The 16692-nt window shown below is 50.4% G+C and carries 14 protein-coding genes; 7 read left to right on the top strand and 7 right to left on the bottom strand.

The genetic code is table 11. The features are described from left to right. Positions 1-9: 9 nt before the first annotated feature. The 4 genes from H6624_11560 to lexA all read right to left on the bottom strand — a co-directional run bounded on the left by H6624_11560 (position 10) and on the right by lexA (position 6171). On the bottom strand, positions 10-3294 hold the full coding sequence (locus H6624_11560) for an error-prone DNA polymerase (GenBank protein MCB9084976.1): 3285 nt from the start codon (positions 3292-3294) through the stop codon (positions 10-12). Beyond that, positions 3278-4588 carry a hypothetical protein gene (locus tag H6624_11555; GenBank protein MCB9084975.1) on the bottom strand — a complete coding sequence of 437 codons (1311 nt, stop codon included), beginning with the start codon at positions 4586-4588 and terminating at the stop codon, positions 3278-3280. The genes H6624_11560 and H6624_11555 overlap by 17 nt, the downstream gene beginning before the upstream one ends. Continuing rightward, positions 4536-5180: a hypothetical protein gene (locus H6624_11550; protein ID MCB9084974.1), complete on the bottom strand. Its 645-nt coding sequence runs from the start codon at positions 5178-5180 to the stop codon at positions 4536-4538. Before H6624_11550 ends, H6624_11555 begins: the two co-directional genes overlap by 53 nt. 175 nt (positions 5181-5355) lie before the next feature. Then, positions 5356-6171 (bottom strand): repressor LexA, encoded by an 816-nt coding sequence (gene lexA, locus H6624_11545; protein ID MCB9084973.1) that lies wholly within the window; start codon positions 6169-6171, stop codon positions 5356-5358. A 252-nt stretch (positions 6172-6423) separates the two neighbouring features. On the opposite strand from lexA, the gene H6624_11540 reads away from it, so the two are divergent. Together H6624_11540 and H6624_11535 are read left to right on the top strand one after the other, a co-directional pair. After that, on the top strand, positions 6424-6873 hold the full coding sequence (locus tag H6624_11540; GenBank protein MCB9084972.1) for a hypothetical protein: 450 nt from the start codon (positions 6424-6426) through the stop codon (positions 6871-6873). A 50-nt stretch (positions 6874-6923) separates the two neighbouring features. Continuing rightward, complete coding sequence (locus tag H6624_11535) at positions 6924-8234, top strand: hypothetical protein (GenBank protein MCB9084971.1); 1311 nt, start codon at positions 6924-6926, stop codon at positions 8232-8234. A 490-nt stretch (positions 8235-8724) separates the two neighbouring features. On the opposite strand, the gene H6624_11530 is transcribed toward H6624_11535, so the two are convergent. From H6624_11530 to H6624_11520, 3 genes are all read right to left on the bottom strand, one after another. Continuing rightward, a complete protein-coding gene (locus H6624_11530) occupies positions 8725-9093 on the bottom strand; it encodes a hypothetical protein (GenBank protein MCB9084970.1) in 369 nt (122 codons plus the stop codon). 81 nt (positions 9094-9174) lie between these two features. Next, the gene (locus H6624_11525; protein ID MCB9084969.1) at positions 9175-9813 is read right to left on the bottom strand and encodes a DNA-3-methyladenine glycosylase; all 639 of its coding nucleotides are present in this window, start codon (positions 9811-9813) and stop codon (positions 9175-9177) included. A 141-nt stretch (positions 9814-9954) separates the two neighbouring features. After that, the gene (locus H6624_11520; protein ID MCB9084968.1) at positions 9955-11085 is read right to left on the bottom strand and encodes a HAMP domain-containing histidine kinase; all 1131 of its coding nucleotides are present in this window, start codon (positions 11083-11085) and stop codon (positions 9955-9957) included. A 143-nt stretch (positions 11086-11228) separates the two neighbouring features. Here H6624_11520 and ung point away from each other — a divergent pair, with 143 nt between their 5' ends. The 5 genes from ung (at position 11229) to H6624_11495 (ending at position 16692) form a co-directional block, all read left to right on the top strand. Beyond that, on the top strand, positions 11229-11933 hold the full coding sequence (ung, locus tag H6624_11515; GenBank protein MCB9084967.1) for a uracil-DNA glycosylase: 705 nt from the start codon (positions 11229-11231) through the stop codon (positions 11931-11933). 160 nt (positions 11934-12093) lie between these two features. Further along, positions 12094-13692, top strand: coding sequence for an ABC transporter substrate-binding protein (locus tag H6624_11510; protein ID MCB9084966.1), 1599 nt, complete (start codon positions 12094-12096; stop codon positions 13690-13692). A 70-nt stretch (positions 13693-13762) separates the two neighbouring features. Then, positions 13763-14776 (top strand): ABC transporter permease subunit, encoded by a 1014-nt coding sequence (locus H6624_11505; protein MCB9084965.1) that lies wholly within the window; start codon positions 13763-13765, stop codon positions 14774-14776. Beyond that, positions 14776-15627 carry an ABC transporter permease subunit gene (locus H6624_11500; GenBank protein ID MCB9084964.1) on the top strand — a complete coding sequence of 284 codons (852 nt, stop codon included), beginning with the start codon at positions 14776-14778 and terminating at the stop codon, positions 15625-15627. The genes H6624_11505 and H6624_11500 overlap by 1 nt, the downstream gene beginning before the upstream one ends. A 9-nt stretch (positions 15628-15636) precedes the next feature. Beyond that, on the top strand, positions 15637-16692 hold the full coding sequence (locus tag H6624_11495; GenBank protein ID MCB9084963.1) for a 3-dehydroquinate synthase: 1056 nt from the start codon (positions 15637-15639) through the stop codon (positions 16690-16692).

The raw sequence follows: 16692 nt of genomic DNA, 5'->3' as shown, positions 1-16692 counted from the left end.
GGTTTTAAATCAATAAGATCTTTGCGAAAGACCTCGCTTTGAAGAAGTCAGCGACTTTGGTGGTTCTGGTTGGAGCCAGCCTCTGAGTGGCAAGGGACAAAGTCGTATGGCTTTGATATTGAGAACCCCATCATACTTTTCGAGAACACCCTGAACTTCAATTAAAGGCGACTGGATAAGGGTCAGGCGGTAGGCCTGATAAATGGGTGGGGTCATGACAATATTAAAAAAACCAGTTTCATCTTCGAGGGTGAGGAAGGCAAAACCCTTGGCGGTAGGGGGGCGCTGTTGGATGCTCAAGAGGCCTGCCACGCGCACCTTGGAGCCATTGCGTTTTTGTCCTAAGTCTTTCGCCTGAATGTAGCAAATGTAATTGTTCTTGCGTAATTCTACATTGGCCTGATCAATGGAGGGGCGTAACAAACTTAAGGGGTGATGATCTAAAGCAAAGCCTTTGGACTGATACTCCCGCCTGAGTTTGTCCCATTGGTTCTCATCGGGGATGTATTCCACGCCTGGCAAAGCCATCAGTTGATCGGGCTGGCCAAAGCTTTCACGGGGCTGACCAAACAAAAGACTCTGTTGGTCCAGTTGCAAGGATTGCAAGGCCCACAGGGCTGCTCGGGGATTGAGTCCCCAACACTCAAAAGCCCCGGCTGCGGCCAGGGAAATCAAAATATGTTTTGGCAAACGAGTGCGGCGGACAAGATCTTCCAGATTTTTAAATTCACCGCTGGATTGTCGCTCTTCTAAAAGGCTTTGGATGTGCCTTTCCTGAATGCCATAAATCGAGCGAAACCCCAGGCGCACGGCCCATCGGCTGCGATCTTCGAGTGTGACCAGTTTCTCCAAAGAGTAATCATAGCCAGAGCGTTGAATGTGAATGGGCAAAAAGCGCACCTTGTGTCTTTGCGCATCGCCAATCAATGTGCGAGGGGAGTAAAAGCCCATGGGCTGGCTATTTAAAAGAGCACAGGTGAAAACCTCCGGATGGTGGCGTTTGAGATAACAACTGGCATAGGTAATCAAAGCAAAGCTGGCGGCATGACTTTCGGGAAATCCGTAGGAGGCAAAACCCTCAATGGTGCGGTAAATCTGTTCGCCATCCTGAAGGCTAATCCCATGATTGAGCATGCCGTTGAGAATTCGCTGTCTAAGACCTTGCATGACATCCGGGTGCTTCCAACTTGAGGACATCAGGCGCCTGAGTTCATCAGCCTCACCTGGAGTAAAGCCACAAACCGTTGAGGCAATCTGCATGATCTGCTCTTGAAAAATGGGAACTCCTAAGGTTTTACCGAGAATAGGTTCTAGATCGGGATGGGGATAGGTGACCTTTTCCTTGCCATGTCTTCTGCGAATAAAGGGATGGACCATTCCGCCCTGAATAGGGCCAGGGCGGATAATGGCCACCTCAATCACCAGGTCATAAAAACAGTTGGGTTTAAAGCGGGGGAGAAGAGACATTTGCGCCCGCGATTCAATTTGAAAAACGCCCACCGTGTCGGCCTTTTGAATCATGTCATAGGTGGCCTGGTCACGAGGGGGAAGGCTGGAAAGGTCAAGAGAGAGGCCCTTGTCCGCACTCAACATGGCAAAACTCTTTTGCAAGGCGGTGAGCATTCCCAAGCCCAAGACATCAATCTTCATCATGTTTAAGGTGGTCAGGTCATCCTTGTTCCACTGCACCACATAGCGATTTTCCATGGTGGCCTTTTCCACCGGGACACACTCAGTGATGGGTCTTTGGGAAATTAAAAATCCCCCGGTGTGAATACCCAGGTGGCGGGGAAAGCCTTGCAGAGAAGCACTGACCTCCATCAGCAGTTGGAACTTCTCAGGCGGGATCTTTAACTCAACCGCTTTATCCGGGTTTTCCATCAGGCGTTTAAGGCCCTCGCGGCCCATAAATTTAATCATGTGGTCAATGGTGGCCGTGGGAATCTCCAAAACTTTGGCGGATTCACGAAGGGCCATGCGTGTGCGGTAGCAGATCACGGTGGCCACCATGGCGGCGAACTGGGCCCCGTATTTTTTGTAGATGTATTGAATCACCTCCTCACGGCGGCCGCTTTCAAAATCAATGTCAATATCCGGAGGTTCTCCCCGTTCTTTGGAAATAAAACGCTCAAACAACAATTGAATTTGGGTGGGATCAACCGCAGTGAGTCCCAGGACATAACACACCACCGAGTTGGCCGCAGACCCCCGGCCCTGAAAGAGAATCTTTTCCCGTCGGGCGAACTCGCAAATGTCCCAGATAGTGAGAAAGTAATCTTCATATTGAAGCTCAGTGATGACGTCCAGCTCATGCTCGATCAGTTGGCGAACCTGCTTGGGTTCACCTTCAGGATACCGCCAAAGAACGCCGGCCTCCACGCGCTCACGCAAATACTGTGCGGGCAACTTTCCTGGAGGCAAATTAGCCTGAGGGTACTGGTAGCGCAGCTCGGTCAAAGAAAACTCCAGTTGATTGGCAATTTCCACGGTACGGGTCAAAAGATCAGGGCGCTCCCGCCACAGGTAAGCCAAATCATGAAGGGGCTTTAGGTGGCGCTCACGGTTGGAAAGCAGTAGGGATTTGGCTTCCGTCAGGTTGGTCTTATGGAAGATACAGGTCAACACATCGTGGAGAGGCTTGCGATCCGGGTGGTGCATAAAAGGACGTTGCGTGGCAAACAGTGGGATCCCCAGTTGTTGTTCGATCTGTAGTCCTTGTTGAAAGTGCTGCACCGACGACCAGGAGAAGTCTTTCCACACCGGAAGATAAAGCCGGCGGTAAAAAATCTCCCTGAGACTTTTAAGTGTCTTTAGGTTCCAGGGTGGAAGTGGACAGGCAATCAGGTCGTCGCTGTGAAGGAGAATCTCCTGAAGAGTGAGGTCCGAATATCCCTTTGGCGCTTTACGCCGGGCCAGAGTGATCAGTTGGCACAGGCGCGAATAACCGTCTTTGTTCATGGGGAGAAGAACCAGTGAACTCTTGTCGGCTAAGGTGAGTTCTGCCCCCAAATGATAGCGAAAGTTCTTATTGCGGGCGGCCTGCGTGTGAATTTCCTGAACGCTAAAGTGGGAGGGTTTCTCTGCGGCCTCAAAACCTTTAACCACACCATACAGGCCATTGATGTCACAGATGGCCAATCCACGATAACCGAGAGCTTTTGCCTGTAAAACCATTTCCTCTGGATGGGAGGCTCCCTGGAGAAAGGAGAAATTGCTGCGACCTAAAAGCTCCACGTACTCAATTGAAGTCCCAGCTGAAACAAGCTGGGAGTTTTTTCTAATCAAAGTAGCCATGGAGATAGTACTCGTTTTCGATTCGGTCCATAAACAGCCACAGGCATTGGCCCTGTGAAGACAGGGCGAAGTAATAATCGCGTCCTCGGGAGTCGTCCCACCAACCGTCCTCAAGGCGCTCCACGGGGTAAGAGCTTAAAAAGTGCAACTGCCGCAGCTCCTGCTGGGCAAGGCGCTTGGGTTTTTTCAATAAACGAGTGGGGCGGGGTGAATGAGCCAGTTGGTGACTGTAAGCAGGTCTTAAACGAAAAGACTGCCCCTCGACCTCCACTTCGTCTTCAATGGCGTCAAAATCTTCAAACTCAGGAGTCAGGTCCCATGACTTTTCCGGCAAAATCTCATTGTGGGGTTTAAAAAAACCTGTGGTCAAAGAGGCCTGGTTAAAAAGACTAACCAGTTGATCCAGTTTGTCCTGATCCCGGGTGCGTGGCTCCCAAAAGTCGAGCTGTTGGATTTTCTCCGGACAGGGGACAATTTCAATTTCCATTTCACGAATGGGATTTTCCAAATCCACTTCAGCCAATTTGTTTTCCATGAGTTTCATAAGAAGTTCCAGGTTTCGCCCCGGGCTGGCCGGTGTGAGTTCCAGGACATGACATTTAGACGAGTACTCACAATACAGATGAATGCGAACCTTGCGGACAAACTCGGCCCGCCCCTGCAGGCGGCGACACAGGTGGCGTAGGGATTTTTCCAGACAGTGAAGTAAAAAAGGAAGCAGAGAAACTGGAAAATCCAAGTGGATGTAGTCTACCAAAGATTCCGTGGGTAGCAGGGGCGAGATCACTTGCCTTTCCATACCATGGAGGCGCTTCCACAGAGTGGCTCCTGTGTCCCCCCAGCGCTCGCGCAGGGATTCCATTTGGAAACGATCCAAATCGCCGATGGTTTTCATGCCCAACACTTGAAAGAAAGAGATGATGTCTTCCACTTCGCGAGTGCTGTGCCAGGTGATCAGGCCTTCAAGGTGTAAAAGAGAGTCCAGGGGTAGAGTCTTTAAGTCATCAGATTCCTGGGTGGGGGGAACGATGGTGGTGTCCTGGAGAAAGGTGAAAACCTGCGCGGGAGCGGGAGTGTCAGCAATAGCTCCGGTGGCTTGGGGGTAAAAGTCACGGGCAATTTGCAGAGCCTCACTCAATAACTTTTTCTCTGAGCCAAACAAATGACTGGTGCCCGTGATATCAGCAAAGACCAGGCCTGGCTCACGGAACTGCACCCGTGGGCTGAAGGTCAAAAAGTTTTCAGCTACTGAGGGCTTTTCGGTTCTGTGCAAGTTGAGGCACAAGGTCCGCATAGGTGTTTCTCCTTTTTATGGTGTGGGGGGTGAGTCGATGTTGGGCACGCTCAATCTTGAGGCGGGGACTGTTGAAATTAAGAATCAAACTGTAAAAAGAGCTGCGCCGGACAAAGCGATTGGCGCTGGTCAGGACCACAGCCGCCTGGGCGCGGCGGGCATGGCGGGAAAGTTTAAGAACATCGCTATCCCGGAGTTGGAGTTCCCCCAAGTCACAACCAATGAGATCGAAAAGACTCAAAGACAAAAGCTCATGTAAAGCCCAGAGGAATTTTTTGCGGTTATCCGGGGAGGAGACAACGAGCAGGCGTGAGAAGTCCATCTTCTTTTGCCACCAACTCCATGGGCACAAGTGGTGCTCACTGCTGTTCATCCAGGCTACCCACTTCTTTTGTTGGGTGAGGGGGATGGCCGTATCGCCCCATAGGCTTGTGGCACCTCTGCCATGAGAGCTGACAAGTAAACTAACGGCACCTTTAGGAATGCCCTGCCAAATCAAAAATTGATCCAACTCGGTCGAGCCGGTGGGAAGACCTTCCCGGGTTTTCAGTTCGTGAGGGCGAACAAACAGTGCTTGTAAAGAGTCCTTCATAGTCATCCATTATTCAGAGAATAAGATGCCCCTAGGCCTTTCGCCGAAAGACATAAATCCTCACAGTTCTGGCAAAGCCAAAACAAATTAAAGTAAAAAAAGTCAGGTGCTGACCTCTTGGTTGCATACACAGAAAGTGTTGCGCCCAAGAGTCATAGCGTGGGACCGGCTTAGATCAATAATGCCTAAGTAGACCCACCACTACGCCGCGAATTTCCACTTGCTCCGGCTGAAACCACATGGATTCCATGGTGGCATTTGCCGGACGCAATTCCACTTGTTGTCGAGATGCAGATCCGCGATGTGAAGAACTCTGTGGATGTTTGGGGATAACTTTTAAATTGTCCCCGCGATGCAAATAAAAATGTTTAACAGTGGCCTCATTGTCTACAATTGCCACAACGATTTCCCCATTGTTGGCATAGGACTGTTGCTGAACAAAAATAAGATCACCATCTAAAATGCCATCTTCGATCATTGATTGTCCTTCAACCCGCAAAGCAAAAGTTTTACTGGGGTTGCGGACCATGTTGGCCGGCACTTCGACAAACTCATCATGATCAAAAGCTTCAATTGGTGCACCAGCTGCCACTCGACCCAAAAGGGGCAAAGAGAGAGACTCCGGCTGTGGTCGGGCAACGAGAGCCGGAGTCTCCTCTTTGGAAGGGTAGAAGGAGTTGGAAGGGTGTCGCTCCTGGGAAGTGGAGCGACGAGTGCTTAAACCTAGGGAAGACGAAACGGTTTGGGCCGACTGCAAAAGAGAGATGGCGCGTTTCTGGTTGCCACCCGGATTATGGATGTAACCTTTGGCTTGGAGCTGGCGCAGATAAGATTGAACCGAATTGATGGACTTAAAACCAAAATGATCCTGGATCTCCTGGTAAGAAGGGGCCACCTGTTGGCTCTGCATATAGCTCTCAATAAACTCCAGGACCTTTTTTTCCTTCTTGGTCAGGGGACGGAGAGAAGAGTCGGTCTTAGAGTTTTTCATGCTTCACCTCTGTAAGTAAGGTATAAGTTATGTGTAAGTAGTTTGTAAGTCAAGTGTAGGTATTATGTAAGTTCTAAGGTCCAGGTGTTTTTAGAAAGGCCAAAGCAATCGCCTACATAGACCCATGCTGCCGGGCTTCAAGGGGAATAGGACTTACATTAATGCTCTGTTTAAATTGGTGGCACCAAGGTCGAGAGACTGTTCCTCTTGGGATTCGCCTTCTATAATTGGACACCATTGAGGGGAAAGCGAATGCAGATCGAAGATTTAAAAAGATACATGACGAGACTGGTGGAGATCCATTTACATCAGAACTTTCAAATTCCTCTCAATGAAGACGAGAGCCAAGTCCATCATCGCATCCGAGAGAAGAAAGTTCGTCCTCAGATTGAAATTCAGCTACCGGACGGACTGACAATGAAATGGAATTTTCCCCGTTGGTGGCCCCGTTGTGAAATTGCCTACGGAGCAAGTTCGACGGCGACTGATGTCTTTCGTTATCAGGCGATGGAGCTAATACCCTTTGTTACCGGAAAAACATCCACTGTGAATTACCAACACATCAAGGTGGGAGAAGGTGACTCTCAAGCAACCACTCACTCCTGGCACCCCATGGCGACTCTTAAAGGCGTTTGGAAAAAAAGTGTTCAAAACCCTATGCTCAGTCCCATGGAAAGAGATCGCGTCCGGTACCCACTCTAATGAAGTCATAAAAGGCAACGTCGCGAGCATTAACAAGTACAGAGGACATCATGGCGGCCAAATTTCGTTTTAAATTCCGCTTCAAACGACTGGGCCTGATTCTGGTCCTGGTGCCAACAATTATTCTTCTCGGGATTTTATTGCTGGAAGGGTTTCTTTCCATACAATCCTACCAGCAGTGGAAAAGCTGGGATCGGGAAATTCACATTGTTGAGCGCAATGAGCTACTGGGCACACTGACCAATCTCTTTACTGTCGGAACTGACAAAAAGGCCTGGGAATCCCGCCTGAAACTCCATCCCTTGTTTGGCTATGTCTACCGACAGGGAGAAGGTGAGGTGAACCGCTTTGGTTTTCAAACCCGCTATGATTTTCGCTCCTGTGAATCCGGTTACTGTGTGCCGGGAGCCGATGGAGAGCAGGGCCGCCCTTTTGTTGTTGGTATCTTTGGCGGCAGCCTTGCCCACATGGTGGGTGAACAAGCAGATAAATTAGAGCAGCTTATCGGTGGGTGGTTGAAGGGGCGAACTGTTCGCGTGATCAACCTGGCTGCCGGCGGCCACAACAGCACCATTTCCCAACAGGTGTTTTCCTACTTTCGCGAAGCTTTTGATGCCGTGGTCTTTGTTGATGGTATTCATGAAATTTGGAGTGGGCAGGAAAACAACAAGGCCGGTTGGTTGCCAGACGGAGTGCGCCTCAGCCATTTTGAACACCTGATACGCACCGCAGACTGGGGTGAGGAGGAGATCCAAAAGGCCCATGAGATTATTGAGAAACGTCAGGCTTTGGCGGATCTGACTCGTTCGACATTGAAGGGCTTTTGGAAGCACTCCCTCTTGGTGCATCGGATATGGGGTATCTTAGGAGCTCAACTGATGCGCGACCTGGTTCGCCTTAAGGGAGAGTTGCCCAAGGCCGAAGGAGGGGAGGCCTTTTTTGCCGGCTCTGATCGGGAGTTGTTTAAATGGTTGGCTCAGCGTTGGGCCTTAGTCCATGGTGATATTTCGGCGGTGGCCGAGAGCCTGGGCATCATTGACCTTCACTACCTGCAGCCCAACCCCCATGTCCCCAATTCAAAGGCTCTCACCAGTCGCGAAGATCACATTTTAAAGTACTCCTTTCCGATTCGCGAATTGGTCATTCAGGCCTACAACGAATTTCAAACCGCAGCGAAACAATCGTCCAAGCGGGTAACCATTCATGATCTCTCCAAGCTTTACCACGGAGAAGGTGAGGAAATTTGGCGCGACGGTCTTCATCCCAATGATCGGGGCTTGGAGATCTTATTGGAGAGAATTTCGTCCGATCTTAAATCCAGCCTTCTAAAACCAGCTAAAGCCAAGGCCCGCTGGCGCTAAACTTCAGCTATTTTGCGCATTCACCCGACGGGGGTGTTTGGCAATTTTTTCAACCTGTTTTGTTCAGTTCTGTGCGCTTTTGATCTGAGCTGAAATCTTTTCTCCTACACTTAAAATTCACAAGGGAAAGTTGGACAGGAGAAAGCCTCTGGGCATAAGAACGGCTAAAGTACGAAATAGGATAGGTAGATCGGCATAAACATCTTTGACTGCTGCTTCTCGTTGGCAAAGGTCGACCCCTCCCCCCTCTAGACTGAGCTGGCACTTGAGTGCTGATCCCTTCCTATCCCGTACGATCGAAGTATAAAGCAACAACTTCGGGTGACTTTGGTTAATCAATTATTCCCGAATGAGCGAGCATCCCATCTCTACATGTTTGATCGCCCATTCCCCGGCCCCTAGGCATCCCCCTAGGGGCCACTTTTATCGATCAAACAAAAAAGCCGGCTCAGCGAGCCGGCTTTAAATTTTTTAGATGTTCAATTTCAGCTTAATGAACCTGTCCGCCCTGGGAGAAGTACTCCACTAATTCGTCTCGACCAGCCGTTGCCGAAAGGGCGTTCACCAAGGGTGAGAGGCGGGAGACGAGGGAGCTTTTGGCCTTGATGCAGGCTTCGAAGATATTTGGGCTTTCACCTTGAACCTCAATTCTTCCGCCATCAGGGGATACCACAAGGCGGATGAGGAAGTTTTCTTCCACTTGGCCGCCTTCCTGGTGTTTTTCGGTTTTTTCAACAAACACACCGAGGCCACCGACCTTTTCCAAAAAAGGCTCCAGGTCCTGGATTTGTTGAAAGATAAAAGCCTTTACTTCAGGACTGGGTTCATATTGAAGAATTTTTTGTTCAGAGTCCTTCATAAATGAACTTCCCTCCTTTTAACAAATCTGTGTCCAAAATGAGATTTGTCAAGGTTGGGAGTATGGCTAAGAGTCTGGTGTTTACAGGTAGTTAGGTGATTTTACGGGAGACAAACAGGGGTGGCCCGAGCAGAGGAATCTGAGGGGCCAATGGGCCGCATCTCCGGTCGATCCGATACCGATGCGCGGAGTGATTTCAATTTCCATAGAATGGCAAGTTTCCTCGGCCTGGCGAATAACAATCGGCGACTGACAGAGATCGAGAGCATTGTGCTCCCGGTTGATCTCAAGGGTCTTACACAGTTTGCCGGGGCCATTGAGCAGTTGGTGAGGCTTTGTTCCGGGTTTACAGCGGCTCATCAGACGTCCGAGACCAAGGCGTGGTTCCAGTGCCCGAATAAGAACGGCTTCAGGTTCGCCTTCATTCATGGTGACGACATTAAAGCAGTGGTACATGCCGTAAATAAAGTAGACGTAGGAAAAGCCACCCAGGCCAAACATGGTTTCTGTCCGCGGAGTGCGGCGGTTGTTAAAGCTGTGACAGGCAGGATCTTGATTGCCCAAATAGGCCTCTGTCTCGACGATGATCCCCGAGAGAGTGCCCAGTTGGGGATGTTCGTACACCAACTCCTTGCCCAAAAGTTGGCGCGCCACTTCCACTGTGTCTTGTAAATAAAAGGAGCGGGGAAGGCATTCGGTTGTAGGCGGGTGAAAATCCATTTGCACAGTTGTTCCTGACCAATCATGAATCATTCATTGTTGGCGTCGTTATTGGCCACATCGGAAAAAGGGCCTCACCAATGACTGATCACAAGGCCTCTGTCAATAGCAAACGAACTTAGTTCACTTTGGGGGTTTTGCCTAATTAGGTGACGAGGCCTGGTCTTGAATGGTGGGTTCAACTCGGGTTCGTGGCAGGCGCATAATTAAGGAGGTGTGGGGGTGGGAAAAGTCCACCTCAATGATTCCGTCTTGTGATTCGGCCACCCCCTTGGCAACGGAAAGGCCAAGCCCCGCGCCAAGCCCCGTGTCCTTGGTAGTGAAGAAGGGGCGAAAGATTTTTTCGCCATCCTCTTTGCTGATCCCGGTGCCACTGTCGGAGACGCGGATGTTGATCCAGTTGTGATCCCGGCTGACCTCCACCCGCACCCAGCGAACGGGGTAACGACTGGCGGCTTCGATGGCGTTTTTCACCAAATGAGAGATGGCCTCAAGGAGTTTGGATTTGGGGGCCTTGAGATGCATATCGGTTGCGTCCAACATGGTGAACTCCAGGCGTACGCGATTTTGGTTGGCAAAATCCTGAGTCAATACCAAAACGGATTGCCAAAGATCGCGCATCGAAAAGGTCTCGTCCCCGCCCTCGTAGTCTCTATGAGAGAAGGTCAAAAGGGCTGAGATGATGGTGTTGATTTGGCCGGCCGACAGCTTGATCTTGTTTGCTGCCTTTTTGACTTTGCCATCGGCCTCACCCTTTTCAACCAGTCGAAGTAGGGCCTCGGAGTTGAGCATGATGGTACTCAAAGGGGTGTTGATCTCGTTGGCGGCCCCAGAGGTCAACTCGCCAATGGCCATCATTTTGTGACTTTCAATCAGGTGCTCCTGGGTGGCCTTAAGATGACCGTGCTTGTCCTCCAGCTCACCCAAGGTGTCGGCCAATTGTTGGGTTTGTTCTTCCACCCGACGGTCGAGGCTGGTTTTTTCCCTGTTGAGCAATCTCACCAGAGACACCGTGACGAGGGTGGAAAACAAAACATAGATGGAGCCACCAAATAGAATTAAGCCATTGGCAGGCAAAGTGATTTTACGGGCGTCATTTAAAAGAAAGTAAAGCGTAAAGGAGTAGGCCAAAACAAACAAGATGGAGAACCCCTGCAGAGCAGTCCACCCGCGCAAAAGCCGACGACTCATTCCAGTCGTCCGCAATCTCCATCCCATAAAAACTGAAGCCAAGAGAATAGGAATACTCAGGCTCACCAATAGGATCTTCATTAGTTATTAACCCTCTCTAAATGAAGCCAATTTAAGTTTACTATCAATCGACACAATGTACATCGCCTCCAAGCGATGGTGCGGGGAATTGGACCTTGGCATGAGGCCAGATTTTAGATTAAGAAAGCTTTAAGGAGACTTAGGTGGCAGAGAGTCGAGTGCAGCTGGAGCCAGGCTGGAAGAAGATGCTGGGAAGCGAGTTCACCAAGGAATACATGGTGAATCTGCGACAGTTTCTAAAGGACCAGCTTTCGTCAGGGAAGAAAATCTACCCGAGAGGCAAAGAGTTTTTTGCCGCATTTGATTCCACGCCATTTGCTGAAACCAAAGTGGTAATCCTTGGGCAGGACCCTTATCATGGTCCTCGTCAGGCCCACGGTCTTTGTTTTAGTGTGCGACCTGAGGTGGATATTCCCCCCTCGCTCAAAAACATCTACCAGGAGTTGAAAAACGACCTGGGGATTGAGCCTCCTGGCCACGGATTCCTGCAAAAATGGGCGGATCAAGGTGTCCTATTGCTAAACGCGACATTATCGGTGCAGGCAGGAAAGGCCGGATCCCATCAGGGAAAGGGCTGGGAAGAGTTCACCGATCAGGCTGTGGCAGCTCTTAACCGAGAGCGGGAACATCTGGTCTTTGTTTTGTGGGGAAGCTACGCCCAAAAAAAGGGTCGGGTGATCGACCGGCAAAAGCATTTGGTGCTGGAAGCCCCTCATCCCTCGCCTCTTTCGGCCCACCGGGGTTTTTTTGGCAGCAGGCCCTTTTCTCAGGCGAACCAGTACCTGGAGAAGTGGGGTCTTGAGCCCATTGACTGGTCGCTTCCTGCCAAGCAAGATCTTCTCTCCTAACGGGAGTTGGTTGACATTGCGCATCTACTCCCAGGTCTTTGGGCGTTGATAAACCCCTCTCCATGCTATAACTCTTCTCTATATTATAGGGGCCTCTTAATAGGGGTGAATGTTCTAAGACGCCTCAGGCGTCCAATGACCAGGATAATGGGAGTATCGAATGAGAGCTCGGAATCTGTTTTCTGCTCTGGCTGCGGTGTTGTGTTTGTCAGTAGGTGTGGCACAGGCCGCTGATAAAACCTTTGTATACTGTTCTGAGGGAAGCCCCAGTACTTTCAATCCTCAATTGGCAACTGATGGTCCGACATTTAATGCCAGTTCGAGAATGATTTATAACCGATTGGTGGACTTCAAGCAGGGCGGAACGGAAATCATTCCCTCCCTGGCTGAGTCCTGGACGGTTTCCAAAGATGGCTTGGAGTTTACATTTAAGTTGCGCAAAGATGTGAGCTTTCAAAAGACTGAGAACTTCACTCCCAAGCGCAAGTTCAATGCTGATGATGTCATTTGGTCCTTCCAGAGGATGAAAGATCCGAGCCACCCCTTCCATAAAGTGAACGGCGGAAGCTATGAGTACTTTTCCTCCATGGAAATGGATAAGATCATTAAGGACATTGTGAAGATCGATGCCTACACCATTAAGTTTGTGCTGAGTCGTCCTGAGGCGCCCTTTTTGGCGAACCTGGGAATGGACTTTGCCTCGATCACATCGGCTGAATATGGAACTCAGCTTCTCACCGAGGGAACTCCAGAAAAACTGGATACCGAGCCCGTCGGCACCGGCCCCTTTGTTTTCAAACGCTATGTTAAAGACACCATGATTCGTTATGAAGCCAACCGAGAGTATTTCCTTGGCGCCCCTAAGTTGGACAAAGTGGTGTTTGCTATTACCAAGGATCCAAGTGTGCGCTTCCAAAAGCTAAAGACCGGAGAGTGCCACCTGATTGCTGAGCCTTCGCCCACTGATCTCAAGGCAATGATGGACAATCCCAAGATCACGGTCTTACAACAAGATGGCCTCAACGTTGGCTATGTGGCGATGAACACGGAGAAAAAGCCTTTTGATAACGTGCTTGTTCGCCGTGCTGTTCATCATGCTTTGAATCGTGGTTCTTATATTGACGCCATCTATTTGGGGAATGCCAAGGTTGCTGTGAACCCCATTCCACCGTCTATGTGGTCCTGGAACAGTAAAACCAAGGATTACAAATACGATCCCAAAGAGGCTAAGGACCTGCTGAAGAAGGCGGGCTTTCCCAACGGATTTGAAACCGAATTGTGGACCTTGCCCGTCTCTCGCCCCTATATGCCTAACGGCAAAAAATTGGGTGAGATGATCCAAGCAGATTTGGCCAAAATTGGGGTCAAGGTGAAGCTAGTGAGTTATGACTGGCCGACTTATTTGGCTAAGGCCCGCAAAGGTGAGCATAGCATGATCCAACTCGGTTGGACGGGTGACAACGGTGACCCTGACAATTTCTTGAACGTGCTACTAGGTTGTGCCGCCATTGAGGCTGGAAGCAACGTGGCTCGCTGGTGTGACAAGGACTTCGCTCAACTGATCAACCGTGCCAAGACCATCACCAATATCAAAAAACGCACGACATTTTACAAAAAAGCTCAGATGATCTTCAAACAAGAAGCTCCCTGGGTGACTGTGGCTCACTCAACTGTCTTTAGAGCCATGAGTAGCTCGGTCAAGGGTTACAAGTTGAGCCCCTTTGGCACTGAGTCCTTTTATGAAGTTGATCTCAAGTAAGTATTGAATTGATTTCGGGTCGTTCCTTGGGTGATTCGGGAGCGACCCCACCGGAGAGTTGTCCTTCGTGATTCTGCGCCTGATCCTCCGCCGCCTGGTGGTTTCCATTCCAACTCTTATCGGCGTTTCTATCGTCGCCTTTTCTCTTATCCGCATGGTGCCCGGGGACCCGGTCATGTTGTTGTTGGGTGAGCGCGGTGCTTCGCCCGAAGTCTATGCGGAGATGCAAAAGAACCTGGGGTTGGATCGCCCCCTGCTCGAACAGTATCTTAGTTTTATGGGGAATGCCCTGACGGGTGACCTGGGAGTTTCCATTCATTCAAAGCGACCGGTTTTGGAAGAGTTCGCCGATCGGTTTCCGGCCACGGTTGAACTTGGACTTTTTGGTATGTTTTGGGCGGTGCTTTTGGGGATTCCCATAGGTTTGATCGCCGCCGTTAAACGCAACACTCCTTTGGATTACACGGTTATGGGTGGAGCCCTGGTGGGTTACTCCATGCCGATTTTTTGGTGGGGATTGATTTTAATCCTAATCTTTTCTGTCACCCTTGGTTGGACTCCCGTCTCTGGGCGCATTAGCGTGATGTACGACATTGATCCTAAAACCGGGTTCATGATTTTTGACACCTGGCTCAGTGGAGAAGGCTGGGCCGGATTTAAGAGTGCCTTTTCCCACTTGATTCTTCCCGGGATCGCACTGGGAACAATCCCTTTGGCGGCCGTGGCGCGCATGACCCGCTCCAGTTTGTTAGAGGTTTTACGTGAAGACTATATTCGCACGGCAAAAGCAAAAGGTCTTGGTGCCTATGGTGTGGTTGTGGTTCACGCTCTTCGCAACGCTTTGATTCCGATTATTACGGTTGTTGGTTTGATGGTAGGCGCCGTCCTCACCGGTGCGATTTTGACCGAGACCATTTTTTCCTGGCCGGGAATTGGCAAGTGGCTGGTCAACAGTGTGACGGCTCGCGATTATCCGGTGATTCAGGGTGGAGTGCTGTTGATTTCTATTGTGGTGATTTCCGTCAACATGGTGGTTGATGTTCTTTACCAGGTCGTTAACCCCATGATGAGAGGGAAGGCCTGATGGAGTGCCGGCGGCTGTGGCGGTCATTTTGTCGCAACAAAGGGGCTCTGGCGAGCTTGGTCCTACTCACGGTTCTTTCATTAGTTGCTTTGTTAGCGCCCTGGGTGGCGCCTCATGATCCCACTTGGGTGAATGAAGGGGCACTCAATATTCCTCCCTTTTGGATGACGGGAGGAAGTGTGGAGTTTCTTCTCGGCACCGACGACATCGGCCGAGATGTCTTAAGCCGCCTGATCTACGGGGCCCGAGTGTCCCTGGGTGTCGGGTTGATGGTGGTCACTCTGACTTTGGCGACAGGTAGTTTTTTTGGTTTGTTGGCTGGTTATTTTGGTGGCTGGGTCGACAGTGTGATTTTGCGAGCAGTGGACATCCTGATGTCACTACCGTCGATTCTGTTAGCTATTGTGGTGGTGGCGGTCTTGGGTCCGAGTTTGACCAATGCGGTGATCGCCGTCAGTATCGTTGCTCTCCCCAGTTTCATTCGCATCGTTCGTGCGTCGGTTCTGGCTGAAAAGGCCAAGCCCTATGTGGATGCGACGGTGAGTTTTGGGGCCAGTCATACCCGGATCGCTGTTCGCAATATTCTCCCTAACTGCATGGCTCCAATTATTGTTCAGGCCACCTTGGGCTTTAGTGATGGCATCTTAAATGCCGCAGCCTTGGGCTTTCTCGGCTTGGGCGCTCAGCCTCCCACTCCTGAATGGGGAGTGATGCTGTCCGATGCCCGCAGCTACATCGAGAGCGCCTGGTGGCTGGTGACTCTTCCTGGAGTTTGTATTCTGGTTGTGGTTCTTTGTTTTAATCTTTTGGGCGATGGGCTGCGGGATGCCCTTGATCCCAAGTTGAAGTAGGTTCATTTAATGGCAACCTTGGTACGATATTCAACCAATCTTCCTTCTGCCGCCTGGTTGAAGCGGCATTTGCGTCTGACCAAGGACACCCATTTTCTGGTCATCTTTGACCGCAAGCTCAAAAATAAGGGTCGGTTTGCCCAGTGGGTGAGGCAGTTTCCTTTGCGCTACGGCGTGGCGGCAGGTGAAAAATTAAAGGCCGTGGAACAGTTTTCCCACCATGCCCATCGTCTGAATAAAATTGCTGGTGCTGTTCCTGGTCGAAACCTTGTGGTTTTAGCTGTGGGCGGTGGTTCGATTGGTGACTTTGCCGGTTTTTTTGCCAGTGTCTACAAAAGGGGAGTTGGTTTAGCCCATCTGCCTTCCACCTGGTTGGCGGCCGTTGATTCGGCCCACGGTGGGAAAACAGGCCTAAATTTAGGAGGCACTAAAAATCAAATCGGGACTTTTTATCCGGCCTCAATAGTCGTCATGTGTCGCAATCTTTTGGCAACCCAGAATCCCTACCTGCATCAGGCGGCATTTGCGGAACTCTATAAAGTGGCACTTTTGACCGGTGGCCCTCTGTATCGCAAGACAATCGGGTTGCCAAATCTATCCACCAACTCTCTTTGGGAGGTTTTGCCTAAGGCGGTTGTTGCTAAAAATAAAATCGTTGAACTGGATCCCCAGGAAAAGAAGGGCCACCGCCAGATTCTAAACCTCGGCCACACGGTCGGTCATGCCATTGAGGCTTTTTACGACATCCCTCATGGCTGGACTGTAGCTCTGGGTTTAAAATTTGCTGTCCAGTGGGGGGCTCTTCTTGGAACGACTAGCAAGCAAACAGAGAAAGAGGTCCTTGAGGAGTTGGAGACAAGGCTGGGTCTTGTAGAGCTGCAGAGACAATTGCATCGCCGCAAGCGCATCCCATCTATGACCCTTAAGCGGCTCCTGCATCGGGATAAGAAACTAGCGTCTTCGGATCATGTGACTTTTGTTTTTCTCTCACGAATAGGCAAACCTAAGAGGGAAAAGGTGAAAGTCTCAGACGTGATTCGTGAAATGCGTCGGCAGGGTTGGTAG

Source organism: Pseudobdellovibrionaceae bacterium, assembly GCA_020635075.1.
GTDB lineage: Bacteria > Bdellovibrionota > Bdellovibrionia > Bdellovibrionales > UBA1609 > JADZEO01.
Note: the sequence above shows the minus strand (reverse complement) of the source record. Positions and strands in the feature narration are given on the sequence as shown.

Excerpts from the sequence above, each read along its gene's own strand:
- H6624_11560 (MCB9084976.1), bottom strand. The coding sequence starts at position 3,294 with ATGGCTACTTTGATTAGAAAAAACTCCCAGCTTGTTTCAGCTGGGACT.
- H6624_11555 (MCB9084975.1), bottom strand. The coding sequence starts at position 4,588 with ATGCGGACCTTGTGCCTCAACTTGCACAGAACCGAAAAGCCCTCAGTA.
- H6624_11550 (MCB9084974.1), bottom strand. The coding sequence starts at position 5,180 with ATGAAGGACTCTTTACAAGCACTGTTTGTTCGCCCTCACGAACTGAAA.
- lexA (MCB9084973.1), bottom strand. The coding sequence starts at position 6,171 with ATGAAAAACTCTAAGACCGACTCTTCTCTCCGTCCCCTGACCAAGAAG.
- H6624_11540 (MCB9084972.1), top strand. The coding sequence starts at position 6,424 with ATGCAGATCGAAGATTTAAAAAGATACATGACGAGACTGGTGGAGATC.
- H6624_11535 (MCB9084971.1), top strand. The coding sequence starts at position 6,924 with ATGGCGGCCAAATTTCGTTTTAAATTCCGCTTCAAACGACTGGGCCTG.
- H6624_11530 (MCB9084970.1), bottom strand. The coding sequence starts at position 9,093 with ATGAAGGACTCTGAACAAAAAATTCTTCAATATGAACCCAGTCCTGAA.
- H6624_11525 (MCB9084969.1), bottom strand. The coding sequence starts at position 9,813 with ATGGATTTTCACCCGCCTACAACCGAATGCCTTCCCCGCTCCTTTTAT.
- H6624_11520 (MCB9084968.1), bottom strand. The coding sequence starts at position 11,085 with ATGAAGATCCTATTGGTGAGCCTGAGTATTCCTATTCTCTTGGCTTCA.
- H6624_11510 (MCB9084966.1), top strand. The coding sequence starts at position 12,094 with ATGAGAGCTCGGAATCTGTTTTCTGCTCTGGCTGCGGTGTTGTGTTTG.
- H6624_11500 (MCB9084964.1), top strand. The coding sequence starts at position 14,776 with ATGGAGTGCCGGCGGCTGTGGCGGTCATTTTGTCGCAACAAAGGGGCT.
- H6624_11495 (MCB9084963.1), top strand. The coding sequence starts at position 15,637 with ATGGCAACCTTGGTACGATATTCAACCAATCTTCCTTCTGCCGCCTGG.